At 35.3% G+C, this 22,463-nt stretch carries 31 protein-coding genes; 18 read left to right on the plus strand and 13 right to left on the minus strand.

Annotated elements, in window-relative coordinates:
* The first annotated feature begins 84 nt into the window (after positions 1-84).
* From ACJJVI_RS13510 to ACJJVI_RS13545, 8 genes are all read left to right on the plus strand, one after another.
* Entirely contained in the window at positions 85-651 is a 567-nt protein-coding gene (locus ACJJVI_RS13510; RefSeq protein WP_405352371.1) for a TetR/AcrR family transcriptional regulator, read from the plus strand.
* Between the two features lie 66 nt (positions 652-717).
* On the plus strand, positions 718-1,266 hold the full coding sequence (locus ACJJVI_RS13515; RefSeq protein WP_006797169.1) for a carboxymuconolactone decarboxylase family protein: 549 nt from the start codon (positions 718-720) through the stop codon (positions 1,264-1,266).
* A 91-nt stretch (positions 1,267-1,357) separates the two neighbouring features.
* Complete coding sequence (locus tag ACJJVI_RS13520) at positions 1,358-1,675, plus strand: EthD family reductase (RefSeq protein ID WP_405352373.1); 318 nt, start codon at positions 1,358-1,360, stop codon at positions 1,673-1,675.
* Entirely contained in the window at positions 1,675-2,319 is a 645-nt protein-coding gene (locus ACJJVI_RS13525; RefSeq protein ID WP_405352375.1) for a DsbA family oxidoreductase, read from the plus strand. Before ACJJVI_RS13520 ends, ACJJVI_RS13525 begins: the two co-directional genes overlap by 1 nt.
* 29 nt (positions 2,320-2,348) lie before the next feature.
* Positions 2,349-3,011, plus strand: a complete 663-nt coding sequence (locus ACJJVI_RS13530; RefSeq protein ID WP_348021623.1) for a peroxiredoxin-like family protein — start codon at positions 2,349-2,351, stop codon at positions 3,009-3,011.
* 15 nt (positions 3,012-3,026) lie between these two features.
* Positions 3,027-3,716, plus strand: a complete 690-nt coding sequence (locus tag ACJJVI_RS13535) for a haloacid dehalogenase type II (RefSeq protein ID WP_405352378.1) — start codon at positions 3,027-3,029, stop codon at positions 3,714-3,716.
* Between the two features lie 136 nt (positions 3,717-3,852).
* On the plus strand, positions 3,853-4,215 hold the full coding sequence (locus tag ACJJVI_RS13540; protein ID WP_036581261.1) for a DUF1304 domain-containing protein: 363 nt from the start codon (positions 3,853-3,855) through the stop codon (positions 4,213-4,215).
* A gap of 10 nt (positions 4,216-4,225) precedes the next feature.
* Entirely contained in the window at positions 4,226-4,594 is a 369-nt protein-coding gene (locus ACJJVI_RS13545; protein WP_036581264.1) for a DUF4870 domain-containing protein, read from the plus strand.
* A gap of 50 nt (positions 4,595-4,644) precedes the next feature.
* Here the strand turns inward: ACJJVI_RS13545 and ACJJVI_RS13550 are convergent, their stop codons facing one another.
* Both ACJJVI_RS13550 and ACJJVI_RS13555 read right to left on the minus strand, forming a co-directional pair.
* On the minus strand, positions 4,645-4,971 hold the full coding sequence (locus ACJJVI_RS13550; RefSeq protein WP_036581266.1) for a MerR family transcriptional regulator: 327 nt from the start codon (positions 4,969-4,971) through the stop codon (positions 4,645-4,647).
* Positions 4,971-5,951, minus strand: a complete 981-nt coding sequence (locus ACJJVI_RS13555; protein WP_036581268.1) for a M23 family metallopeptidase — start codon at positions 5,949-5,951, stop codon at positions 4,971-4,973. The genes ACJJVI_RS13550 and ACJJVI_RS13555 overlap by 1 nt, the downstream gene beginning before the upstream one ends.
* A gap of 158 nt (positions 5,952-6,109) precedes the next feature.
* On the opposite strand from ACJJVI_RS13555, the gene alaS reads away from it, so the two are divergent.
* Genes alaS through ACJJVI_RS13585 form a run of 6 tightly spaced genes read left to right on the plus strand, consistent with a single transcriptional unit; the run spans position 6,110 to position 11,463 of the window.
* A complete protein-coding gene (alaS, locus tag ACJJVI_RS13560) occupies positions 6,110-8,731 on the plus strand; it encodes an alanine--tRNA ligase (protein WP_405352381.1) in 2,622 nt (873 codons plus the stop codon).
* Positions 8,732-9,250 carry a hypothetical protein gene (locus ACJJVI_RS13565; protein WP_405352383.1) on the plus strand — a complete coding sequence of 173 codons (519 nt, stop codon included), beginning with the start codon at positions 8,732-8,734 and terminating at the stop codon, positions 9,248-9,250.
* A 33-nt stretch (positions 9,251-9,283) separates the two neighbouring features.
* Positions 9,284-9,592 (plus strand): hypothetical protein, encoded by a 309-nt coding sequence (locus ACJJVI_RS13570; RefSeq protein WP_405352385.1) that lies wholly within the window; start codon positions 9,284-9,286, stop codon positions 9,590-9,592.
* 5 nt (positions 9,593-9,597) lie between these two features.
* Positions 9,598-9,879: a hypothetical protein gene (locus tag ACJJVI_RS13575; protein WP_042295901.1), complete on the plus strand. Its 282-nt coding sequence runs from the start codon at positions 9,598-9,600 to the stop codon at positions 9,877-9,879.
* A 34-nt stretch (positions 9,880-9,913) separates the two neighbouring features.
* The gene (locus ACJJVI_RS13580; RefSeq protein ID WP_405352387.1) at positions 9,914-10,843 is read left to right on the plus strand and encodes a GSCFA domain-containing protein; all 930 of its coding nucleotides are present in this window, start codon (positions 9,914-9,916) and stop codon (positions 10,841-10,843) included.
* Positions 10,840-11,463 (plus strand): DUF4230 domain-containing protein, encoded by a 624-nt coding sequence (locus ACJJVI_RS13585; RefSeq protein ID WP_036581281.1) that lies wholly within the window; start codon positions 10,840-10,842, stop codon positions 11,461-11,463. Before ACJJVI_RS13580 ends, ACJJVI_RS13585 begins: the two co-directional genes overlap by 4 nt.
* On the opposite strand, the gene ACJJVI_RS13590 is transcribed toward ACJJVI_RS13585, so the two are convergent.
* The 4 genes from ACJJVI_RS13590 to ACJJVI_RS13605 all read right to left on the minus strand — a co-directional run bounded on the left by ACJJVI_RS13590 (position 11,460) and on the right by ACJJVI_RS13605 (position 13,478).
* Complete coding sequence (locus ACJJVI_RS13590) at positions 11,460-11,798, minus strand: hypothetical protein (RefSeq protein ID WP_036581284.1); 339 nt, start codon at positions 11,796-11,798, stop codon at positions 11,460-11,462. The genes ACJJVI_RS13585 and ACJJVI_RS13590 overlap by 4 nt on opposite strands.
* A gap of 122 nt (positions 11,799-11,920) precedes the next feature.
* Entirely contained in the window at positions 11,921-12,394 is a 474-nt protein-coding gene (locus tag ACJJVI_RS13595) for a hypothetical protein (protein WP_397303758.1), read from the minus strand.
* Entirely contained in the window at positions 12,391-12,894 is a 504-nt protein-coding gene (locus tag ACJJVI_RS13600; protein ID WP_405352390.1) for a hypothetical protein, read from the minus strand. Before ACJJVI_RS13600 ends, ACJJVI_RS13595 begins: the two co-directional genes overlap by 4 nt.
* A 35-nt stretch (positions 12,895-12,929) precedes the next feature.
* A complete protein-coding gene (locus tag ACJJVI_RS13605) occupies positions 12,930-13,478 on the minus strand; it encodes an RNA polymerase sigma factor (RefSeq protein ID WP_036581294.1) in 549 nt (182 codons plus the stop codon).
* A 122-nt stretch (positions 13,479-13,600) separates the two neighbouring features.
* Between ACJJVI_RS13605 and ACJJVI_RS13610 the strand changes: the two genes are divergently transcribed.
* The gene (locus ACJJVI_RS13610; RefSeq protein ID WP_042246281.1) at positions 13,601-14,320 is read left to right on the plus strand and encodes a Bax inhibitor-1 family protein; all 720 of its coding nucleotides are present in this window, start codon (positions 13,601-13,603) and stop codon (positions 14,318-14,320) included.
* A 43-nt stretch (positions 14,321-14,363) separates the two neighbouring features.
* Positions 14,364-15,167, plus strand: a complete 804-nt coding sequence (locus ACJJVI_RS13615; RefSeq protein WP_053234041.1) for a zinc-dependent peptidase — start codon at positions 14,364-14,366, stop codon at positions 15,165-15,167.
* Here ACJJVI_RS13615 and ACJJVI_RS13620 read toward each other — a convergent pair.
* From ACJJVI_RS13620 to ACJJVI_RS13640, 5 genes are all read right to left on the minus strand, one after another.
* Complete coding sequence (locus tag ACJJVI_RS13620; protein ID WP_405352393.1) at positions 15,164-15,532, minus strand: hypothetical protein; 369 nt, start codon at positions 15,530-15,532, stop codon at positions 15,164-15,166. The genes ACJJVI_RS13615 and ACJJVI_RS13620 overlap by 4 nt on opposite strands.
* A gap of 88 nt (positions 15,533-15,620) precedes the next feature.
* Positions 15,621-17,312, minus strand: a complete 1,692-nt coding sequence (ettA, locus tag ACJJVI_RS13625; RefSeq protein ID WP_036581301.1) for an energy-dependent translational throttle protein EttA — start codon at positions 17,310-17,312, stop codon at positions 15,621-15,623.
* Positions 17,309-17,722, minus strand: a complete 414-nt coding sequence (locus tag ACJJVI_RS13630) for a hypothetical protein (RefSeq protein WP_036581303.1) — start codon at positions 17,720-17,722, stop codon at positions 17,309-17,311. The genes ettA and ACJJVI_RS13630 overlap by 4 nt, the downstream gene beginning before the upstream one ends.
* Positions 17,722-17,898 carry a CAL67264 family membrane protein gene (locus ACJJVI_RS13635; RefSeq protein WP_235183329.1) on the minus strand — a complete coding sequence of 59 codons (177 nt, stop codon included), beginning with the start codon at positions 17,896-17,898 and terminating at the stop codon, positions 17,722-17,724. The genes ACJJVI_RS13630 and ACJJVI_RS13635 overlap by 1 nt, the downstream gene beginning before the upstream one ends.
* Positions 17,899-18,039: 141 nt before the next feature.
* Entirely contained in the window at positions 18,040-19,206 is a 1,167-nt protein-coding gene (locus ACJJVI_RS13640; protein ID WP_036581308.1) for a class I SAM-dependent RNA methyltransferase, read from the minus strand.
* Positions 19,207-19,250: 44 nt separating this feature from the next.
* Here ACJJVI_RS13640 and ACJJVI_RS13645 point away from each other — a divergent pair, with 44 nt between their 5' ends.
* A complete protein-coding gene (locus tag ACJJVI_RS13645; RefSeq protein WP_036581311.1) occupies positions 19,251-20,051 on the plus strand; it encodes a cyclopropane-fatty-acyl-phospholipid synthase family protein in 801 nt (266 codons plus the stop codon).
* Between the two features lie 91 nt (positions 20,052-20,142).
* The gene (locus tag ACJJVI_RS13650) at positions 20,143-20,811 is read left to right on the plus strand and encodes a ZIP family metal transporter (RefSeq protein ID WP_036581314.1); all 669 of its coding nucleotides are present in this window, start codon (positions 20,143-20,145) and stop codon (positions 20,809-20,811) included.
* On the opposite strand, the gene ACJJVI_RS13655 is transcribed toward ACJJVI_RS13650, so the two are convergent.
* Together ACJJVI_RS13655 and ACJJVI_RS13660 are read right to left on the minus strand one after the other, a co-directional pair.
* Positions 20,808-21,443, minus strand: coding sequence for a hemolysin III family protein (locus tag ACJJVI_RS13655; protein WP_405352396.1), 636 nt, complete (start codon positions 21,441-21,443; stop codon positions 20,808-20,810). The two genes, ACJJVI_RS13650 and ACJJVI_RS13655, sit on opposite strands and share 4 nt — an antisense overlap.
* Positions 21,436-22,389, minus strand: coding sequence for a nitronate monooxygenase family protein (locus ACJJVI_RS13660; RefSeq protein WP_036581318.1), 954 nt, complete (start codon positions 22,387-22,389; stop codon positions 21,436-21,438). The genes ACJJVI_RS13655 and ACJJVI_RS13660 overlap by 8 nt, the downstream gene beginning before the upstream one ends.
* Between the last annotated feature and the right edge of the window lie 74 nt (positions 22,390-22,463).

Here is a 22,463-nt window from a genome sequence, read left to right on the forward strand (position 1 = left end):
ACTGAAATAAGGTCATTGATAATTATTAGTTAAAAGCTTTTTTAATACTAAACGGTTGGTTAGTTTTGTACTGTATTAGAAATAATGGCTAGAAAAAAGGAATATATCGAGAGTGAAGTCATTGAAAAAGCGATGACTCTTTTTTGGCGTAATGGCTATGAGAACACCTCTATGCAAATGCTAGAGAAAGAAATGGGCATTAACAAATTTTCTATTTATTCAAGTTTTGGCAGCAAACATGGCGTTTTTGTAGAAAGTCTAAAAAGCTACAAAAATAAGGTCAAAGATGTATTTGATAAACTGAAAAATGCTTCAAATGGTGTTGAGGATATCAAAGAATTCTTCTATGATTCTGTTCAGTTAGGTCGCGGTGATGAAAAGTCAGCAAAGGGTTGTTTAATCACAAACACCTATAATGAATTTTCACAAAGTCCTGATGAATTAATTAAAGAACAGATGAATGCTTTTATGAATGACCTTAAAGAAGTATTTATAGAAAAATTGAGAATGGATTCATCTAAGGATGAAGAAACCATTCAAAAACAAGCTAATTTTTTATTGTTAGCAAAGCATGGTCTAGCCGCTGCTTCTAGAGTAAACAGCACCAAAGAAATTGAAGATTATATCGAGATGACATTCGATAGATTGTAATATATTTTTTACACTATAACTAAACGATTGTTTAGCTAAAATTAACATAAATTAAAAATTGAAATTATGACCACTTTAAAAGTTCACAACATTGAGAGCGCACCAGAAGAAAGCAAAGCTTTACTAGAGAATTCTCAAAAAGCATATGGAATGATACCAGGTTTACACGGTGTACTAGCAGCTTCTCCACAATTATTAACGGCATACCAGCAATTACATGAACTGTTTGTAAACTCATCATTTAATGAAGATGAATTAACTGTTGTATGGCAAACTATTAATGTAGAGCATGCCTGTCATTACTGTGTACCAGCACACACTGGTATTGCAAAAATGATGAAAGTAGACGATGGCATCACAGATGCTTTACGTAATGAGACTCCATTAGAAGACTCAAAATTAGAAGCCCTACGCAACATGACTTTATCTGTAGTACGCAATCGTGGTAATGTATCTCAAGAAGACTTAGACGCTTTTTATGCTGCAGGTTATGGAGAGAGACAAGTATTGGACATCATTCTAGGAATGTCACAAAAAGTAATCAGTAATTATACAAATCACATCGCTCATACTCCAGTAGATGCTGCATTTGAAAAATTTGCTTGGAAAAAATAAATTGTTGATTCCCTAAATCTCAATTTATAACAATAAGCCTTCCGTTTAAGTGCGGAAGGTTTATTAACTTACTAAAATAAATATCATTATTATGATTAAAGTATCTGTAATGTATCCTAACGGAAAAGACGTTCAGTTTGATACAGATTATTACAAAAACAGTCATTTACCGATGATTTCTAAATCATTAGGTAAAGATTTAAAAGGACTAGAATTTGAAGTAGGAATTGCAGGAAGACAGCCTGGTGAACTAGCTCCTTATGTTGCAATCGCGCATTTACTGTTTGACAATGTCGCTAGTTTTAAATCTTCTTTTGCTCCGCATGCTGCAACGTTTGCCGCAGATGTAAAAAACTATAGCAATGTCGATGGTGAATTACAAATTAGTGAACTTATAACTCTATCCTAATGGCTGATAAACTAAAAATAGATATTGTATCTGATGTTGTTTGCCCTTGGTGTACGATAGGCTTTAAGAGATTAGAAAAGGCTATTAATGAACTAGGCATTCAAGATCAAGTCGAAATAGAATGGCAACCATTTGAATTGAATCCTAATATGCCCGTTGAAGGTCAAAACCTTAATGAACATATCACTAAAAAGTATGGTTCCACTATAGAACAGCAGCAAGCATCTAAACAACATATGATAGAGGCAGGAGCAGAACTAGGTTTCACCTTTGATTACTTTGATGAGATGCGCATGGTCAACACCTTTGATGCTCATATCTTACTTGAGTATGCAAAAGATTTTGGAAAGCAAACCGAGTTAAAAATGCAGCTTACCAAAGCCTTTTTTAGTGATCGTAAAGATGTTTCTCAACGCGATGTTTTAAAAGAAGCATTGATTTCAGTAGGTCTTAATGCTACAGAAGCTTTAGCACTAATCGATCAACCTGAAGCACAACAAGAAGTTAGAAAAAAGGAACAATTCTGGCAAAACTTAGGAGTAAGTTCAGTTCCTACAATAGTATTTAATAGAAAAAGCGCTGTTTCTGGTGCTCAACCTGTAGATATTTTTAAACAAGTACTATCTGAAATCATTGCAGAATAATATCCAAACTCAACTATAAAAAAAGAAAAATGGAAACCAAAAATGGAGCATTAGACCGTTTACTAGAGCCACAGCGCAAGGCAGGAATTGCAAAATTTACAGCCGAAAAGAATAAAATCTATAATGATGGTATTGAAAGTGTTGCTAATTCAGGTGTTTTAGAAAATGCATTAAACATAGGTGATAAAGCCCCAAATTTTGAACTTAAAAACGCTTTAAATCAGTCCATTTCTCTGTATAATGAGCTAGAAAAAGGTCCTATTGTTTTAACCTGGTATAGAGGTGGATGGTGTCCATATTGTAATATTACATTGCACTATTTACAAGAAATATTACCTGAGTTTGAAAAGTTTAATGCCCAATTAATTGCTCTAACACCAGAACTACCTGACAATTCATTGAACACAGCTGAGAAGAATAATTTGAAATTCAACGTCTTAAGCGATATAGGAAATACCGTAGGTAAAGCATATGGAGTAGTTTATCAATTAACTGATGATGTTGCTGCGATATATGAAGCTGGGTTTAAATTAAGTGAGAAAAATGGTGATCATAGTAATGAATTACCACTTGCTGCAACTTATGTCATCGATCAAAAAGGAATTATTCAATATGCTTTTTTAGATGCAGATTATAAAGAAAGAGCAGAAGGAACAGATATACTATCTACATTAAAACATTTGAAAGCATAGATAAATCATTTGAACATGGAACCTAAAATCAAGCCTAAAGTATTATTCTTTGACGTTAACGAGACTTTGTTGGACCTTACACAAATGAAAAAACAGGTTGCAGAGGCCTTAGGAGGTAATGATCATTTATTACCGCTGTGGTTTACAACCATGTTACAATATTCATTAGTAATGTCTGCGAGTGGTCGATATGAACCTTTCGGTCATATAGGTGCGGCAGCTTTACAAATGGTCGCTGCAAACCACGATATTAAGATGACCGAAGAAGATGCTAGAAATCTTGTCATTAATGGATTGCGCAACTTACCACCACATCCCGAAGTTAAAGAAGCCTTATCAAAATTAAAAGAAGCTGGATACACATTAGTTTCTCTTACTAACTCATCTGATGAAGGTGTACAACATCAATTTGAAAACGCTGGATTGAATAGCTATTTTGATCGCAGACTAAGTATTGAACCCGTAAAAAAGTTTAAGCCTTTTACCGATACTTATGATTGGGCTGCAAATCAACTTCACGTACAGCCAGAAGACTGTATGTTAATAGCTGCTCATGGTTGGGACGTTGCTGGTGCTTTATGGGCTGGATGGCGTGCCGCATTTGTAAGTAGACCAGGACAACAACTTTTTCCACTAGCTCCACAAACGGAAATCAACGCTCCAGATTTACTGAAAGTGGCAGATTTATTAGTAGCATACCATTAAACTGTTTATTTCAGTGATTTACGATGTTGAATGTTCTTATTATTTGAGAGAAAGCAAATAAATGTAAAAGTTAAAACGTGTATTAATTCTTATATTTAGCCTTGTTTATACCATACTCATTTTTCAAAATCCTTATATGCAGATTCTCATTTCCATTTTAATAGGTTTTATTGCTTTAATTCACGTCTATATTTTATGGTTTGAAATGTTTGCTTGGGAAACTAAAGGAAGAAAAGTATTTAAAAGTTTCCCCAAAGAATTATTTGCTCCTACTAAATCCATGGCTGCAAATCAAGGCTTATACAATGGTTTTCTAGCCGCAGGACTAATATGGAGTTTATTGATCACTGATGATATATGGCAATCATATGTTGCCCTATTTTTTCTAGCATGTGTCGCCATCGCTGGTATTTATGGTGCTTTAACAGTGGAACGTAAAATACTTTTTGTTCAAACCATTCCTGCTGCGATTACTATCTTATTAATATTGATATTTTAAAAAGAGATCAATGAATCAGAATTACCCAGAATTCAGGCCTTGGGGAATGGAACTCAACCAATTTTGTATGTTGATGCATCTTTCACAATTTGCAGGATATATCGTTCCCTTAATAGGCATTGTATTACCTATCGTGATGTGGTTAACTAATAAAGATCAATCCTATGTAGTTGATCAACATGGTAAACAGATTGTTAACTGGATGATTAGTTCTTTTATATATGGTATTCTAGGTTTGATTTTAACTTGTGCAATTATAGGCGTACCATTATTGATAGGATTAGCAATATTAACCATCGTTTTCCCTATCATAGGAGCTGTTAAAGCTGCTGAAGGTAATTTTTACAAATATCCAATCAACATAAAGTTTATTGCTTAATTACTGGTTAAGGTAAAACGGTATTCCCTAAAAAACCTCAATACCGGATCTTATAATTGATCCTTTATTTTTAACAACTCTGCCTTGACATGCTCTAGTTTCTTGATGATCTCTAGATTAGACAATTCGTTTTTATGAGACTTCATATATTCTCTTGCACCTTCTAGAGTAAAACCACGCTCTTTTACGAGATGATAGATGGTCTGTAAATTCTTTACATCTTCTTTAGTAAACTTGCGATTACCTCTCGAGTTCTTTTTGGGCTGTAAAATATCAAACTCCTTTTCCCAGAATCTAATTAATGATGCATTAACCTGAAAAGCTTTAGTAAGCTCTCCCATAGAATAATACAACTTATCGGGCAGGTCTATATACATTAGTCTAACGAGATGTTTTCTTGTTGAGAAGCTTTCAATAATAAGTTGAACTCTTCTGGAGTTAAATTACCATAATAGAAGTTAATAGGGTTGATACGCTCCTTATCCTTAAACACTTCATAATGTAAATGCGGTGCTTGAGAACGGCCTGTACTACCTACATAGCCTATGATATCACCACGCTTTACACGTTGACCTACTCTTACATTATAGGGTTTATTCTCTCTTAAGTGAGCATATAACGACACATAGCCAAAACCATGGTCAATACGTATATGATTACCATATCCAGCACTGTTTGCATCTGCTCTATCCACTACTCCATCACCAGTTGCAAACACAGGTGTACCACGCGGTGCTGTAAAGTCCATTCCATAATGGAATTTACGGGTCTTATTAAATGGATCTGTACGATAACCATAACCACTGGCCATGCGCGTTAAATCTTCATTACGCACTGGTTGTATCGCAGGAATGGAAACTAAAAGTTCTTCCTTACTCTTTGCTAATTCTTCAATCTCATCCAGTGATTTAGACTGTATAGCAACTCGCTTTTTCAATTTATCAATAGACTCTTTAAGACCTACAACCTTTTTAGAACTATCATAACCTTCAAAATCCTTATAGCGATTCACACCACCAAAACCCGACTGTCGCTGCTCATCAGATATAGGTGCCGCATCAAAATAGATACGATATATTGAATTATCTCGCTCTTCTACATTTTTAATCACCTTTGCAAGATCATTGACATCTTCTTGCGACTCTTTAAGGCTTAATTTAAGAAACTCATTCTCACGTTTTAATTTACGCGCCTGTGGCGATTCATAAAACTGTGATGCCAGATTAAAAAACAAAAAACCAAACAATGCACTGGCCACTGTAAACAGAGCTATTTTTCTAAAAGTATTGCGTTTGCGCTTCTCTACTTTGCGGTAAGAAAGCGTTTCTGCATCATAGTAATACTTGACCTTTGACATATGGTATAAAGTGCTATTTTTGTGTCGTTAAATGGATTGTTTTAATAACGCATAAAGGTGGTAATTGTTACGCTTTCGCGAAAGCGAGTTCTCAACAACCCAACTACTCCATTTCAACAAAAATAACAAATTACCATTAACCGCTTTTAAAGCTGCACATGAAATCACAACAGATACGACAAACGTTCCTAGACTTTTATAAATCCAAGCAACATGAGATTGTGGCCAGCGCGCCTATGGTGATTAAAAATGATCCAACGTTAATGTTTGTAAACGCTGGAATGAACCCTTTTAAAGAATACTTTTTAGGCATAAATGAATCTAAATTTAGCCGTATTTCAGATTCTCAAAAATGTCTACGTGTAAGCGGTAAGCATAATGATCTTGAAGAAGTAGGCGTTGACACCTATCATCACACAATGTTTGAGATGTTAGGGAACTGGAGTTTTGGCGATTACTTTAAAAAAGAAGCGATTGCTTGGGCCTGGGAATTGCTTACTGAGGTATATAAAATTGATAAAGACTGTTTATACGTCACCATTTTTGAAGGTGACACCAGTGAAAACTTAGAACGTGACACTGAAGCCTACGATTATTGGAAAGAATTTATCGCAGAGGATCGAATCCTAAACGGTAATAAGAAAGATAACTTCTGGGAAATGGGTGATCAAGGTCCTTGTGGTCCATGTTCTGAAATACACGTAGACATAAGAACGGCTGAAGAAAAAGCTGCTGTTGATGGCGCTAGTCTTGTAAATGCTGACCATCCACAGGTAGTAGAAATATGGAATCTCGTTTTCATGCAATTCAACCGCATGGCAGACGGTTCTCTTAAAAATCTACCGGCACAACATGTCGATACAGGAATGGGATTTGAACGTCTTGCTATGGTAATGCAAGGTGTGCAATCTAATTATGACACAGATGTATTTACACCATTAATACGTGAAATAGAAACGATCACTGGGCATGCTTATGGTAAGACAGAACAAGAAGATATCGCCATACGTGTAATTGCAGATCATGTACGCGCTGTAGCCTTCTCTATTGCAGATGGGCAACTACCGTCTAATAATGGTGCTGGATATGTGATACGTAGAATCTTGAGACGTGCCATACGTTACGGATTTACCTATTTAAATAAAAAAGAACCATTTATATACATGCTCGTTAATACGTTGTCTAAACAAATGGGCGATGCTTTTCCTGAGCTAAAATCACAAAAGAATTTGATTCTTAACGTGATTAAAGAAGAAGAACAATCATTTTTGCGTGCACTGGATCAAGGGCTAGTTCTTCTAGACTCCATGATTACTGCGGCAAAAAGTAACTCACAAAATATCATTGACGGAAATAAAGCATTTGAGCTCTATGACACCTATGGTTTCCCTATCGATCTAACGGCATTAATCCTGCGTGAAAAAGGGATGGAACTCGATGAAGCTGGATTTGAGAAAGCAATGGCTGCTCAAAAACAACGATCACGTGCTGCTAGTGAAACCACAACTACAGACTGGACAGAATTGCGCAGCGATGACACTCAAGAGTTTATAGGATATGATAAACTTGAGGCAGATGTACGCATTTCTCGTTACCGTAAAGTGACTACTAAAAAAGATGGTGATTTATATCAACTGGTCTTTAACATGACTCCATTTTATGGAGAAAGTGGTGGACAGACTGGTGATAAAGGATATCTAGAAAGCACCAGTGGTGATACCGTTTATATCATAGATACTAAGAAAGAAAACGGACAGACCGTACATCTTACTAAGAATCTACCTAAAGATTTAGAAGGCTCTCATAAAGCAGCCGTGGACGCAAATCAACGTCATAGAACAAGCTCTAACCATACAGCTACTCACCTATTACATCAAGCATTGCGCAAGGTATTAGGAGATCATGTAGAACAAAAAGGTTCTATGGTACGTAGTGCGAGTTTGCGATTTGACTTTTCTCATTTTGCAAAGGTGACACCAGAACAATTACAAGAAGTAGAAAACTTTGTAAATGCCCGTATCCGAGAGCAATTACCACTTGAAGAAAATAGAACCAACACCTATGACGCCGCTGTTGAGGATGGTGCAATGGCCTTATTTGGTGAAAAATATGGGGACGTGGTACGTACTATAAAGTTTGGTAAGAGTTATGAACTTTGTGGTGGAACGCATGTGGCTAACACTGCCGATGTGTGGCATTTTAAAATCATGAGTGAAGGAGCTGTTGCGGCAGGAATACGTCGTATTGAGGCTATATCTAGTGATGCCGTTAAAGATTTCTTTGCAGAACAATCTAGACATTTTGATGAGATTAAAACCATCTTAAAATCTAATGCTAAAAACCCTGCAGAGGCAATTGCTCAACTACAAGATGAGAACGCAGCACTTAAAAAGGAAATAGAACAACTTTTAAAAGCCAAAGCCGGTAATTTAAAAGGTGATTTAATGGCAAGTGCACAAGATATCAATGGTGTCAACTTTATCGCGACACAAACAGATCTTGATGCTAAATCTGTAAAAGAACTAGCTTTTGAAATTGAGCGCGAGATGGACAACCTTTTCCTTATTATAGGAGCAAGCGATGGAGAGAAAGCGACTTTAACCGTTATGATTTCAAAAAATCTAGTAGAAGAAAAAGATCTGAATGCTGGAACTATGGTGCGCGAACTAGGAAAGCACATTCAAGGCGGCGGCGGCGGACAAGCACATTTTGCAACTGCTGGAGGAAAGAATCCTGCTGGAATTAGTGCAGCGCTAGATTCGGCTAAGGAGATGATTTAAATGGATCTCCAGGCCGAAAGTATTGAGATTGATTATATCCTTACGAAGGATGAATTTGCTAATCACTATTTCAAGGTTTATTTTGATAAACCCTGGAAAAAAATTGTGGTTGGAGTCAGGATATTGAGTTTTATAATTTGCTTAATTGCGCTAGTCGTGTTGCATGACAAACTTTCAAGTCTATACATATTAGGTATTTTAATTTTATATTTTGGTTATACCCTTTTTGAACCTTTTATTATTAAAGGTAGAAATCGTAAAATATATAGTAATCATGCTGGTTCAGGTCTTAAATCTAAACTTATACTCAACCACAATGGAATTGAGTCAACTAATCCTGTAGCTTCATCAACTATTGATTGGTCAGGAATTATAAAAGTGTCTAAGGAATATCAAATGATTAAGTTTTACGTGGGTAAAAAACAGTCACTTATGATACCAATTCAATATTTCGAAACTCATCATATTGAATCATTAAAAGTACTATTGAATCAAAATTCAATAAATAACAACCTGTAACTTTTTCTCTAATTCATCGACTTATAAAGTGTTATGAGTTTTGGAGGATCTGCACAAGCGATGGTTACGGCGATTAGAAACAACAAAAAGTTGTTATCTAATAAAAAAACACGTCTTAAAAATTATAGTAAATTAAAAGCCGCCTATACTGCAGGAGTTTCTCAAAAAAATTACACTCTTCAAGAAGTAGAAAACGCAAAACGCAAGATACGCAAGCAGGCAGATAAGGATAAGAGAAAATCACTTCTTATCATCATTATAACGGTTATCGCGGCACCTATCGTTTTTTATGGAATTGGTACCTTGCTATATGAAATAATGAAGTTTCAGTCTAATTCTTAAGCCGTATGTATTATAACAATCATCTCTATAAAAAAATACAGGCTATTCAAAATAAAGCGGCGCAACGTAGAACCAACAGAATAAATGATGCACGTGATTCACTTTACAATGAGCAGACGAGTTCAAAAATGAGTCTGCAGTTTACACCAGAACAAGTCGCAAGTACTAAAAGAAAAGTAATAGCAAAAGCGCTTAAAGACCAGCGTGACAACAAACGCTTCTGGTACCTCAAATTAATACTCACCATCGTTTTATTACTCTTAATTTATTGGTGGTTATTTTTATAACTACAGCATTGCTTTACCTTTGATGTTATTAAATGTGAAGATAACAATGCAACTTACCACACCAGTTCCTATTACTCCATTACAACCTGCCATTAACTATGAAAGTTCTCTGGTATTTTTAGGTAGTTGTTTTACAGAAAATATAGGTAGCAAAATGGCTTATCACGGCTTTAAGACTTGCGTAAATCCATTTGGGATTATATTTAATCCTCATAGTTTACTGGTATTGCTCGAGCGTTCTTTGAGTAGCGACTTGTTTACTCTAGAGGATGTAGAAACTCATTTTTCTTACCTCGCGCATTCTGATTTAAATGGTTCTACTAGAGATGCGGTTTTAAATAATCTGAATACTGCTGGAACATTACTTACTCAACAGATTAAAAAAGCCTCACATGTGTTTATCACGCTAGGTACGGCTTGGGTATATGAGCATATTGAGCAACAATCGATTGTCGCAAATTGTCATAAAAAACCGCAAGGATTATTTGTAAAGAAACTATTATCTATAGCAGAAATTATAACTAGATTAAGTAACATCATCTCCATCATTAAAAAGGTAAAACCAGATGCGACTGTAACATTCACATTATCACCAGTACGTCATATTAAAGATGGATTTACAGAAAATCAACGCAGTAAAGCAAGACTTTTTGAAGCCATTCAAACTATAGTAGATCTAGATAAAGCTTGTTATTTTCCAGCCTATGAGATTACTATGGATGAGCTGCGTGACTATAGATTCTATGGTCGTGATATGGTTCATTTAAATGAAATTGGCATTGAGTTGGTCTGGGAACGCTTCCGCGAAAGTGTGATTTCTACAACTTGCTCACCTATAATGAAAGCGGTAGATAAACATCGTAAGCTAATGGCGCATCGACCTTCAAATGTTGATTTGCATCTGGAACAGATTGAAAAATCTTTGATAAGCCTGCAACAAAAATATTCTCAAGTTGAATTATGAAAAATTTAAAAACACTAATTCTAGGTGCTTTGATGATGCTTGCCATCGTTTTGATTTATGACTACATAAAAGGCTATCGCACAGAGCAAGCAAACCTTATTGCGCAAACAGAACTTATTGAAAAAGAAGTGCAAAGTGTGAGTAAATTAATCGTCACTGAGGCTAGCTATGGTAAGATCTATACCTATGAAAACACAAAGTCCTATGGCTGGGATTATTTCTCTAGCCAGAAAACAGCCGTTGTGATTTCAAATGCAAAAGCACAAGTAATCTATGATTTAAAAAATCTAGAGTATTCTATTGACAGCGAGCGTAAAGAAATTGTTTTTTCGAAATTACCTGATGCTACCATTAACATCAACCCTAATTTAAACTTCTATCAATTAGATAACGGAATACTCAACACCTTTGAGGCTAAGGATTTCAATAGCATGAAGCAAAAAATATCTAAAGATATTGAGCGCCAAATTAGAAATAGTGATATCCTCAAAAACGCAGACGAGAGACTATTAATAGAACTGACACGTATTTTTGTGTTGAGTAATTCTATGGGATGGACCGTTGTTTATGATGGTAAATCTGTAGAAAACGCGACTGAAATAACCGAATTTAAAGATTAGTCTGCTTTGATTTGATATTCTTCGGACAGTTTATCATATTCAGTCTGTAACATTTGCCATCTTGTATTAAAGATTTGTTTTTTAAGAGCACACATTTTAGCATTCTTCTCTAGCGCTTTTTCAAACTCTGGTGCTGTAAGCTCTTTATTCATGTAGGCATTGGTTATTCCTGGACGCTCTTCTTTGCAAGCTTGATATTCATTAAAGGCTACTACATAATCTTGATAAGCTTGACTGCTTTTGATGCCGTCTGTCGCCTCGATAGTAGCTGTAGAATCCTGTTGATTGCACGATGCTAATCCTATTACTAAAAAGATTAAAAAGAACTTTTTCATGATTATTAATTTTGATTCAAATTTAAGCTTTGATATTAAATTTTAAAAACTAAAAAAGCCTTTTCAATTGCTTTTTGAAAAGGCTTTTATCCATTAATAAATCAAATAAACCGACAGTTGTTTTAAGGTCTGCCTCTACCTCTGCGTTCTTTGTATTCTTTCAACATCTTTTTTCTGAAATCCATTTCGGCTTTCATTAATTTCAAGAACCTTTTTGCTCCTATAATTTTTATGATCTCAGCATTGTTTTGCTCATAGCTAGAAGCATGAATTTGATTATCTAAATCTGTAATTTTACTTACATAATTTGTCGCTTCACTATTTGACATGGTGTCAATTTTAGCTTCCATTTCACGAATCAAAGCTTTCTTTTTACGTTCTAAATCATGACGCTTTTCTCTTAATTTATTGAAAACAGGCCAAAATTTACCGGCTTCATCAGGCGTCAATTCTAATTGCTCTGTGATATAAGCTACAGCTAGTGCTTCAATTTTCTCTTTATTCATACGACGATGATCATCTCGATCACCTTCTGGTCCTTGAGCCATACCTATAGTACTTATAAGAACAGCTATTATTAATATATACTTTTTCATTCTGTAATAATTTCGTTTAAATCCATTTCATCTTCTAGATAGTCATACAACACATCTGTGTCAACACTTTCAGTAAGATTAATATTGTCTAATATATCGTTATCTGCAAATAATATATCTACTGTAGCGTCATCATATAAAAAAGATTCTTCAATAAGATAATCTTCCAGTACTGAAGTATCTACACTTGCTATATCTACTGACTCATTTCCACTATTTAAAGTTAGAACAATAGCCAGCATTGCCGCTATTGCAAGGACTGGATACAAGAAAGTAGTGACATTAGACTTCTTAGGTAATTGTCTTACCTTATCATCAACTACCGGTAATAATCGTTCTTCTAGAGTTTCAAAATAACCATCAGGCACTTCAAAACCAGTTTCTTTACCTAGCTTATCTTCAAGATTCCATTGTGTCATCATGTCCTCTTCAAAATTTTTGAAGAAGTCTTGAGGCACTTGAAAACCTAAATCCTTATTATGTTTATTTTCTTTTTCCATGTTCTGATTTTAAGACTCTTAAGTTCTCAAATAGTTTAATCTTCTTTAATAAATTGTTCAATTTTTTTTGCAGCAATATGGTAACTAGACTTAACAGCTCCTTCACTTAACTCTAACAAATTTGCAATATCCTTAAATTTAACCTCATCATAATAACGCATCTTAAAGATTTCGCTTTGTCTTTTAGGCAATTGAGCGAGTGCTTTCTGTAGTGCTAATTGGATTTCGTCACCAGTAAAATATACATCTGCTTCAATTTGTTCTACTAAATGAGCTTGTAGCTCTGCGTCACTTATTTGAAGCTGTTTCTTTTTTTTAGTAAGAAAGGTCATGCTTTCATTATATGCGATACGATATAACCATGATGAAAGTTTACTATCGCCTTTAAAATTTTTAATTCCTTTAAAAACTTTTACAAATACATTTTGCAACACATCATGTGCATCATCATGATCTATAACTAACTTTCTAATTTGCCAGTATAATTGCTCTTGAAACTCCTTTAAAAGCATGCGGTAGCCAGCCTCTGTGGAATGAGGCACTTTTAAAAGTTCCAGAATCTCGTATTCTTTATCTGCTATCATAGTCTACCTTATGACTCAAAAAGAAAGATAAGGTTTAATTCAATTGCAGAAAATTTTATTAATGTTTTAGCGTTGTAAAAAAGTAGTTTAATTATCTTCACTAATTGTAATATAAACTAACCATGGATCATAATAATATTTCTTCTTATCAACCACTTATTGCCGCTAGCGATGATACTAGAGTAGCATTTTATAAACGCACCTATGCGCACGTTGCACTAGCCGTTTTATTATTTATAATAGTAGAGTCTATATTTTTACGCATTGAGCCATTGGTAGAGTTTGCGTTATCCATGACACAAGGATGGAGATGGTTATTAATGTTGGGAGGATTTATGCTAGCAACAAACTATGCAGAAAATATTGCGCATAAATCACACGATAAAACCAAACAATATCTCGCATTATTACTTTATGTGATTGCTGAGGCATTTATTTTTCTTCCCATGTTATGGATTGCCATTGCTTATTCTGGCGGAAGCATGAATATCTTTGACAATTCCATCATTAATCAAGCAGCTGTAATGACTCTAGCTTTATTTACAGGCTTGAGTGCGATTGTATTATTTACTAAAAAGGATTTTAGTTTCCTGCGCAACATACTGATGGTAGGCTTTTTCATAGCTATAGGTTTAATTATCGCAGGTATGATATTTGGTTTTAATCTAGGGCTTGCTTTTAGTGCAGGTATGGTAGTTCTTGCTGCAGGTTCTATACTTTATCAAACCTCTAACTTAGTACATAAATACAGTACAGATCAACATGTAGGAGCTTCACTAGGTCTATTTGCATCATTGATGTTATTATTCTGGTATTTACTGAGTATATTCTCAAGAGATTAGATTTCTCTCTCACATACTTGTTCTTAATCCAGAGACTGAATGGATGGCGCCATATGCATTTGCGGCTGTAGCCATCGGATTTTTATTTTTCTTTGGACATCTCATTTTGCGCAAATTACAGCACAAGAACGATTTTGTATGGAATAGACAACCCGTAACGTATCGCAAGTTAACGCTTTCGCGAAAGCGTATTCTAGAAACATATCCTTTCTACCAACAGCTCTCTAAAAAATACCAACGACAGTTTGAACATCGTATGGTGGCTTTTATAAAAGATAAAGACTTCAGACATCGTTATGAAAATCAAGTATCTGATGCACAAGTTACTTATAGCGCTGCTGTGGCGATACAATTAAGTTTTGGTAGAGCAAACTATTTGTATAGTATGATGAATACGGTATTGTTTTTCCCACAGGCATTTCAAAGCCCTACCAATGAGGCAATGCATAAAGGTGAATACAATCCACGAGCTAAAGTACTTGCTCTATCCTGGGAAGACTTTTTAACAGGTATGGCTATTGATAACGATAATCTTCATTTAGGACTACATGAATTTATGCACGTTATGCATTTTGAAAGTAAGCATAGTACAGATGTAGATTCTGCTAGATTCCATAAATACGAGCAAAAGATATTGCATCACATCATGCAACCTGAAGTAAGAGAACGACTAGATAACACTAAATACTTCAGAGAATATGCATTTACAAATGAATATGAATTTCTATCTGTACTTACAGAATACTTCTTTGAATCGCCAGCCGACTTTAAATCTGGTTTCCCAGTATTGTTCAATTATTTAAAAACTGCCTTACTTTATAAGGACGAATGGATTTTTGAAAATTAATATCGAGCCATATCATTGCGACCATTCCATATCAAATATAGTCCCAGCACAAATGGAAATGTATAAACAGCAACCACAAATTTATTTAAGGTGACCACATTATAAATGAACGGGAAAACACAACCAAAAAATACCAAAGCAATACCTATCCATAGCTTCGTTTTTCCACTTTGATGAATCCCTTTTAATTCTGTTAATCTAGCAGCTCTTTTATCAACTCTATGAACCGTATAGTTTACGTCCTCTAGGTCCATCATTTGATTTTTAAGCTTGTTACGTACAGCACTTAAATCCATCTTACCACTGCTCACTTCTTGTGCATAATATTCTATTTGAGCTCTTAAGTCTGCCGTATGGGGAATCATATATTATATTTTTTCAAATTAAATAAAAAAAGTCCGTAATTCAAGTTTGAACTACGGACTCTATGCTTAAAACCTTAAGATCTCAATCCTAGTCTCTAATTAATTTCTTATAACGGATTCTCTTAGGTGTTACATCACCTAATCGTTTACGTTTATTTTCTTCATATTCTGTAAAACTACCTTCAAAAGAATAGATTTGAGAATCTCCTTCAAATGCGATGATGTGCGTACAAACTCTATCTAAAAACCATCTATCATGCGATATGATAACGGCACAACCTGCAAAGTTATCTAGTCCTTCTTCTAGTGCACGTAATGTATTTACATCTAGATCGTTAGTAGGCTCATCAAGTAATAAAACGTTTCCTTCCTCTTTAAGCGTCATCGCTAGGTGTAAACGGTTGCGTTCACCACCTGAAAGTGTAGATACTTTCTTATTTTGTTCAGAACCTGAGAAATTAAAACGACTTAAGTAAGCTCTAGAGTTGACCATCTTACCTGCCATCATCACCATATCTTGCCCATCGGCAAAGTTTTCCCAAATCGATTTATCTGGGTCGATATCACTATGCGATTGATCTACATAAGCTAGTTTTACCGTTTCTCCTACTGTAAATGATCCTTTATCTGGTTGCTCTTGTCCCATGATCATTTTGAAAATGGTTGTTTTACCAGCACCGTTGGGACCTATAATCCCTACAATACCATTTTGTGGTAACACAAAATTTAAGTCTTCATAAAGTAATTTATCGCCAAAGGCTTTACTTACTCCTTTTGCCTCAATAACATTGGTTCCTAAACGTGGTCCATTAGGGATGTATATTTCCAGCTTTTCTTCTTTTTGCTTTTGATCTTCATTCAATAACTTATCATAGTTATTTAAACGTGCCTTTTGTTTAGACTGTCGACCTTTTGCACCTTGACGCACCCAATCAAGTTCACGCTTAAGCGTTTTCTGACGTTTAGACTCTGTTTTTTCTTCTTTTCTTAATCGGTCACCTTTTTGCTCTAACCAGCTCGAGTAATTACCTTTCCATGGAATTCCTTCTCCACGATCCAGTTCAAGAATCCATCCAGCAACGTTATCTAAGAAATATCTATCGTGCGTTACAGCGATTACCGTTCCTTTATATTGAGCAAGGTGTTGTTCTAACCATAATACAGACTCTGCATCGAGGTGGTTAGTAGGTTCATCCAGCAATAAAATCTCTGGTTGTTGTAATAGTAAACGACATAAAGCCACGCGTCTTTTCTCTCCACCAGACAGGTTTTTAATACTGGCATCACCTGGTGGCGTGCGCAAGGCATCCATGGCAATTTCTAGTTTAGTATCTAGTTCCCAAGCATTGGTTGCGTCTATTTTATCCTGCAGTTCTGCCTGACGGTTCATTAACTTCTCCATCTTATCTGCATCAGAGTACACTTCTTCTAGACCAAAATCGTCATTGATTTTATTATACTCGTCCAGTATAGCTACCGTTTCTGCAACTCCTTCTCGCACGATTTCCATCACCGTCTTAGTGTCATCGAGTTCTGGTTCTTGTTCAAGATAACCTACGTTATAACCTGGTAAGAAATGAATGTCACCTTGATAGTTCTTTTCAATACCTGCAATGATTTTCATCAATGTAGACTTACCAGATCCGTTAAGACCTAAAATACCGATTTTTGCACCATAGAAAAAACTAAGGTGAATATTCTTTAAAACTTGTTTCCCAGTACTTTGATAGGTCTTTGAAAGACCTGACATGGAAAATATTACTTGTTTATCATCGCTCATAATTGCGCTGTTTTTTGTTGTATTAATGTATGTAATTGTGTGAGAGAATCTTCTTGAAAACGCTTTCGCGAAAGCGTCACCTCATCCATCTTATTCACTTTAAGAGTCATGCCCTTTTCTGTAAGGTCATAATGCTCTATTTCTTTAAATTGAAAGCCAAAGGTTTTATGACCTAATAATTTTGCCGTTAGACCTGTGTTTGTAAATTTAATAGTGTTGCGCTGTCTTATGTTTTTGATTTGTGGAATACCGATGAGGATAATCCCTATAAATGCAGGTATAATGTAATAAAGGTGAGCACCGTCTATTATAATTAGGGTTCCAAAAACAAAACAAGAAACTACAGCTATAATAGTAGGAACAACTACTTTAAGAGCTGTAAGATCTTCAAATTGAATTTTTTCCTTCACTAAACTCGACCTTTTAATGCATTAAAAACCCAAGCGATAGCAAAGAAACCTACACCTACTGCAGCAAATCCATAGCCAGCTACCTGATTGTATCTAAATGCGCCCAGTGCTATAAGCCCTAGTCCTATGATAATCATGATTAAAGTTGCCCAGCCTAAAACGCCATTTTTATTCATCGCCATATATTATTCTTTTCAATTTCAAAGATAAGAAGGAAAGCACAAGTAATTAAATTGATATTATTACAAACATGACTTCCTTTAAATCTCTATGTTGTATTCTTTTAATTAACTATTTAAAATTCTCTAATGATTGCATTACTTAGAGTCTCCATCAACTAATTTATGGAGTTTCTTTGTACCGCGATACATTTCATATTTTACAAACCGTGCTTCTAGTTTACCATTATATACTTTAATCTTGCGCGATGGACGCAATCCTACAGATTTTAATGCCTCGAGATTACCGGTTATCATCCATGCCGTGGAACCAGTATAACGCTGTTTTAATGTATCGCCTATTGATTTATAAAATGCATCGGTATCGATCTCTATACGTTCATCATACGGTGGATTGAACATTATAAAGGCTTGTGCACTTTGATGATCTCTAAAGAAATCACCTTTTTCTAGTTTTATAAAATCTTGAAGATTAGCATTTTTTACATTTTCTTTTGCTTTTTCTAACGTATACCCATCTGCATCGCGTGCGATGATAGGACCTTCAAACTCACGCATTTTCTTTAGACAGCTTTCTTGAATCATTTCAAAAAGAGCATTATCATAATTAGGCCATTTTTCAAAGCCAAATTCTGGTCGGTTTAAATTAGGAGCAATGTTTGCTGCAATCATAGCGGCTTCAATCGCTATAGTTCCACTACCGCACATGGGATCTATAAATTGTGATCGTTGATCCCAATCACTAAGTAATATCAATCCTGCTGCAAGCACTTCATTAATAGGTGCAATATTAGTTTCTTGACGATAACCACGTTTAAAGAGCGGCTCACCACTAGAATCTATGGATACATCTACTTTTTGATCATTAATATGCACCGATACCCTTAAGTCTGGATGTTTTGTGTCTACATCTGGACGTCTACCAGTATTATTACGTATTTGATCTACAATAGCATCTTTAGTTTTTAAAGCAACATACTGACTATGATTAAAGTATTGTGACGCTACAGTACCATGTACGGCAAGTGTATCGTGTGCCGTCAGATACTTAGACCAATCCATCTGATAAATACCATCATATAAATCTACCTCATTACGGGCTCTAAAAGAATGTATAGGTACTAGAATACGTATCGCGGTGCGCAACATCATATTTGCCTTGTACATAAAACCTAGATCGCCTTCAAAACTCACCATGCGCACACCTTTCTCAATACGTGTTGCACCTAACTGGCGCAGTTCTTTTTCAAGGACTTCTTCTAGGCCAAAAAGTGTTTTGGCAATCATCTTAAAACTTTGGGACATTCTTCACAGATTTGAGCCGCAAAATTAAGCTATTTTTGTTGCCTATGAGCACTGCATCCCAAACAGATCAATGGTACGCGAGTTGGTTTGACACTCCATATTATCACATTCTTTATCGAGATAGAGATTATCTAGAGGCTGGCGCATTTATGCGTCGACTTACAGACAGCCTTCACTTATCTAAGTCTTCTCATATCATGGACTTAGCCTGTGGTCGTGGTAGACACAGTATGTATTTAAATCGTTTAGGATATCGTGTAACTGGTGTTGATTTAAGTCCATCTAGTATTGCATTTGCAAAAGCACAATTGAGAGACAACACGACTTCTACCTCAGATGTAGAAAATGATAAATCGCTTTTACCAATCGATGCAAGCCGTATTAATTTTGAGGTACATAATATGACAGTACCCTATGATGGTCAATTTGACGCGGTATTTAATCTCTTTACTAGTTTTGGTTATTTTGATGATGTGGCAGATAATGTAAATACCATTAAAGCTATACATTCAAATTTAAAGCCCGGTGGATATGGAGTTATAGATTTTATGAATGCTCCTTTTGTCATTAAAAATCTAGTTGCCTATAATGAGAAAATTGAGGATGGTATTACCTTTAAACAATGGCGTCGTTATGAAAAAGGTCATATCTATAAAGATATTAAATTTACTGATCAAGAACGTGATTATCATTTCACAGAACGTGTGAGTGCCCTAGAATTAGCAGATTTTACGAACTATTTTAAATTAGCTGGATTAGAATTAATAGAGGTTTATGGTGATTATCATTTGAACAGTTATGATGCTGCAACTAGTGAGCGGCTAATTATGATAGTCAGAAAGTAAATCCAAACTAAACCAATTCTTTATTCAGACTATAAATCACCTCACAGATAATTCATTAACATTACTTTTACGCTTTAATACATAACCTGACTTGAATTTTTTACTTCCATTTATCGCAGTTTTATTAGGAGCTGGAGCAGCCATGTTTTTTAAATCACCAGCTGCAAATAGAATGAAATTGCTATTGGCTTTTTCTGGTGCGTTTTTATTAAGTAGTGTCGCTTCAGAGTTTTTACCAGAAATTTATGAAGATGGCGATAGCAATATGGGTATTTATCTTATTGCTGGAGTTTTTATACAAATCATATTAGAGTTCTTTTCAAAAGGAGCTGAACATGGACATTTACACGTGCATAAAGAGATTCAACAGTTTCCTTATCTACTTTTCGGTAGTTTGTGTTTGCATGCATTTCTAGAAGGTATGCCATTACAAGATCATGGCGGTATGGTATATGGAATTTCTATTCATAAAATACCTATAGCCTTTATTTTTGCTAGTTTTCTATTGAACAGCACCATGTCAAGATGGAAGGCTATTGTTATATTATTATTATTTGCGGTTATGTCACCATTAGGTAGTTTACTCGCTAGTGAGCTGAGCTTTTTTGATGCTTATATGACACCTATTAAAGCTATTGTGGCTGGTATAGTATTGCATGTGTCAACCACTCTTATCTTAGAGTCGAGTGAGGCACACAAATTTAATCTTGCTAAGATTTTAGTAATGTTAATAGGTGCTGTGCTGGGATTTTTGGTTTAAGTTGAAACCACCTCAAGCACCATTAAAAAATGACTAATACTACCACCTAAAACAAATAGGTGCCAAATTACATGGTTGAAATAGAGTTTATTCCAAGCATAAAAAATGATTCCTACGGTAAAGAAAACGCCACCTGTGATTAACCAAAAAATCATCGAGTCTGTAAATAAGATCTGCACACTTTCTAAATCTAGAACAATCAACCAGCCCATCACCAAATAAAGGATGCTCGAAAACGCCTCATATTTACCTGTAAAAAACAGTTTCCAAACAAGTCCAAATAATGCGATTCCCCATACGGCATACAAAATCATCCAGCCATTACTATCTTGTAACATTAATAAACACATAGGCGTATAAGTCCCTGCAATAGATCCATATATCGCTATATGATCCATCTTGCGCAGTACGTCTTTTCTTGACCCTACCGCAACCCAATGGTAGTAGGTAGATGAAAAATAGAGAAAAATCTGTGAAAATGCATATACTATTATAGCAGGATATATATATGCTTGATTACTATTTTCTATCTTTAAAAATAATAATACAGCACCTATTAAGGCTAGTAAAAAACCAAAGCCATGTGTGATGACATTCCACTTTTCTTCTAGTGGTGACTGTGCTCTAGCCATGTAGTGACCTATTCATCATTTCTTTTCTAGCTTCCTCATATTCAGACACCATATTCTCAACGACTTGTGCTGCTGGAATAATATCATCAATCAATCCAGATATTTGACCTATTTCTAGTTCACCTTCATTTAGATCTCCTTCAAACATTCCTTTCTTAGCTCTCGCTCGACCTAGTAAGGTTTTTAATTCTTCAGTTGTTGGTCCTGTTTTATACAATTCTTGTACATCTCCCCAGAATTTATTGCGCAATAAACGTACCGGTGCTAATTCCTTAAGTGTTAAGTGCGTATCACCTTCTTTAGCATCCACTACAGCTTGCTTAAATGCTAGGTGGCTACTTGCTTCATGAGTGGCTACAAAACGGCTTCCTACTTGAACAGCTTCGGCTCCTAATGTCATCGCGGCCAGCATACCTCTACCTGTTGCAATACCACCAGCAGCAATTAATGGAATTTTTAAAGCTGCTTTTACCATTGGAATTAAAGTAAGTGTTGTGGTCTCCTCTCTACCGTTGTGTCCACCAGCTTCAAATCCTTCTGCAACAACAGCATCTACACCTGCATCTTGACATTTTAAAGCAAACTTCACAGAGCTTACCACATGTACTACAGTGATTCCTGCATCTTTTAATCGTTGGGTATAAGTTTTAGGATTTCCAGCACTAGTAAATACAATAGGAACTTTTTCTTCTATGATTATTTGAAGTATTTCTTCTAGATCTGTATACAGCAATGGAACGTTAACACCATAAGGTTGATCTGTTGCTTTTTTTACTTTTTGAATATGTTCTCTCAATACATCAGGATACATGGATCCTGCACCTATAAGACCTAATCCACCAGCATTGGATACGGCGCTGGCCAGTTTATAACCACTAGCCCATATCATACCACCTTGAATTATGGGATATTTTATACCAAATAACGAAGTAATTCTATTTTCCATAGCTTGTGTTTACTCCTGCAAATTTAAAAGAAATTGAGAGGTGTGGAGCTTAAAATTTAGAGAATGGATGCAAT

Origin of the sequence: Nonlabens sp. Asnod3-H03 (genome assembly GCF_045063665.1) — a bacterium.
Taxonomy (GTDB): Bacteria; Bacteroidota; Bacteroidia; order Flavobacteriales; family Flavobacteriaceae; genus Nonlabens; species Nonlabens ulvanivorans.

Excerpts from the sequence above, each read along its gene's own strand:
- ACJJVI_RS13590 (WP_036581284.1), bottom strand. The coding sequence starts at position 11,798 with ATGAAAAAGTTCTTTTTAATCTTTTTAGTAATAGGATTAGCATCGTGC.
- ACJJVI_RS13555 (WP_036581268.1), bottom strand. The coding sequence starts at position 5,951 with ATGTCAAAGGTCAAGTATTACTATGATGCAGAAACGCTTTCTTACCGC.
- ACJJVI_RS13635 (WP_235183329.1), bottom strand. The coding sequence starts at position 17,898 with ATGAATAAAAATGGCGTTTTAGGCTGGGCAACTTTAATCATGATTATC.
- ACJJVI_RS13655 (WP_405352396.1), bottom strand. The coding sequence starts at position 21,443 with ATGGCTAGAGCACAGTCACCACTAGAAGAAAAGTGGAATGTCATCACA.
- ACJJVI_RS13600 (WP_405352390.1), bottom strand. The coding sequence starts at position 12,894 with ATGGAAAAAGAAAATAAACATAATAAGGATTTAGGTTTTCAAGTGCCT.
- ACJJVI_RS13530 (WP_348021623.1), top strand. The coding sequence starts at position 2,349 with ATGGAAACCAAAAATGGAGCATTAGACCGTTTACTAGAGCCACAGCGC.
- ACJJVI_RS13535 (WP_405352378.1), top strand. The coding sequence starts at position 3,027 with ATGGAACCTAAAATCAAGCCTAAAGTATTATTCTTTGACGTTAACGAG.
- ACJJVI_RS13570 (WP_405352385.1), top strand. The coding sequence starts at position 9,284 with ATGAGTTTTGGAGGATCTGCACAAGCGATGGTTACGGCGATTAGAAAC.
- ACJJVI_RS13520 (WP_405352373.1), top strand. The coding sequence starts at position 1,358 with ATGATTAAAGTATCTGTAATGTATCCTAACGGAAAAGACGTTCAGTTT.
- ACJJVI_RS13525 (WP_405352375.1), top strand. The coding sequence starts at position 1,675 with ATGGCTGATAAACTAAAAATAGATATTGTATCTGATGTTGTTTGCCCT.
- ACJJVI_RS13605 (WP_036581294.1), bottom strand. The coding sequence starts at position 13,478 with ATGATAGCAGATAAAGAATACGAGATTCTGGAACTTTTAAAAGTGCCT.
- ACJJVI_RS13575 (WP_042295901.1), top strand. The coding sequence starts at position 9,598 with ATGTATTATAACAATCATCTCTATAAAAAAATACAGGCTATTCAAAAT.
- ACJJVI_RS13660 (WP_036581318.1), bottom strand. The coding sequence starts at position 22,389 with ATGGAAAATAGAATTACTTCGTTATTTGGTATAAAATATCCCATAATT.
- alaS (WP_405352381.1), top strand. The coding sequence starts at position 6,110 with ATGAAATCACAACAGATACGACAAACGTTCCTAGACTTTTATAAATCC.
- ACJJVI_RS13595 (WP_397303758.1), bottom strand. The coding sequence starts at position 12,394 with ATGAAAAAGTATATATTAATAATAGCTGTTCTTATAAGTACTATAGGT.
- ACJJVI_RS13620 (WP_405352393.1), bottom strand. The coding sequence starts at position 15,532 with ATGATTCCCCATACGGCAGACTTAAGAGCTCAAATAGAATATTATGCA.
- ACJJVI_RS13515 (WP_006797169.1), top strand. The coding sequence starts at position 718 with ATGACCACTTTAAAAGTTCACAACATTGAGAGCGCACCAGAAGAAAGC.
- ACJJVI_RS13610 (WP_042246281.1), top strand. The coding sequence starts at position 13,601 with ATGGATCATAATAATATTTCTTCTTATCAACCACTTATTGCCGCTAGC.
- ACJJVI_RS13540 (WP_036581261.1), top strand. The coding sequence starts at position 3,853 with ATGCAGATTCTCATTTCCATTTTAATAGGTTTTATTGCTTTAATTCAC.
- ACJJVI_RS13645 (WP_036581311.1), top strand. The coding sequence starts at position 19,251 with ATGAGCACTGCATCCCAAACAGATCAATGGTACGCGAGTTGGTTTGAC.
- ettA (WP_036581301.1), bottom strand. The coding sequence starts at position 17,312 with ATGAGCGATGATAAACAAGTAATATTTTCCATGTCAGGTCTTTCAAAG.
- ACJJVI_RS13585 (WP_036581281.1), top strand. The coding sequence starts at position 10,840 with ATGAAAAATTTAAAAACACTAATTCTAGGTGCTTTGATGATGCTTGCC.
- ACJJVI_RS13640 (WP_036581308.1), bottom strand. The coding sequence starts at position 19,206 with ATGTCCCAAAGTTTTAAGATGATTGCCAAAACACTTTTTGGCCTAGAA.
- ACJJVI_RS13615 (WP_053234041.1), top strand. The coding sequence starts at position 14,364 with ATGGCGCCATATGCATTTGCGGCTGTAGCCATCGGATTTTTATTTTTC.
- ACJJVI_RS13510 (WP_405352371.1), top strand. The coding sequence starts at position 85 with ATGGCTAGAAAAAAGGAATATATCGAGAGTGAAGTCATTGAAAAAGCG.
- ACJJVI_RS13545 (WP_036581264.1), top strand. The coding sequence starts at position 4,226 with ATGAATCAGAATTACCCAGAATTCAGGCCTTGGGGAATGGAACTCAAC.
- ACJJVI_RS13550 (WP_036581266.1), bottom strand. The coding sequence starts at position 4,971 with ATGTATATAGACCTGCCCGATAAGTTGTATTATTCTATGGGAGAGCTT.
- ACJJVI_RS13565 (WP_405352383.1), top strand. The coding sequence starts at position 8,732 with ATGGATCTCCAGGCCGAAAGTATTGAGATTGATTATATCCTTACGAAG.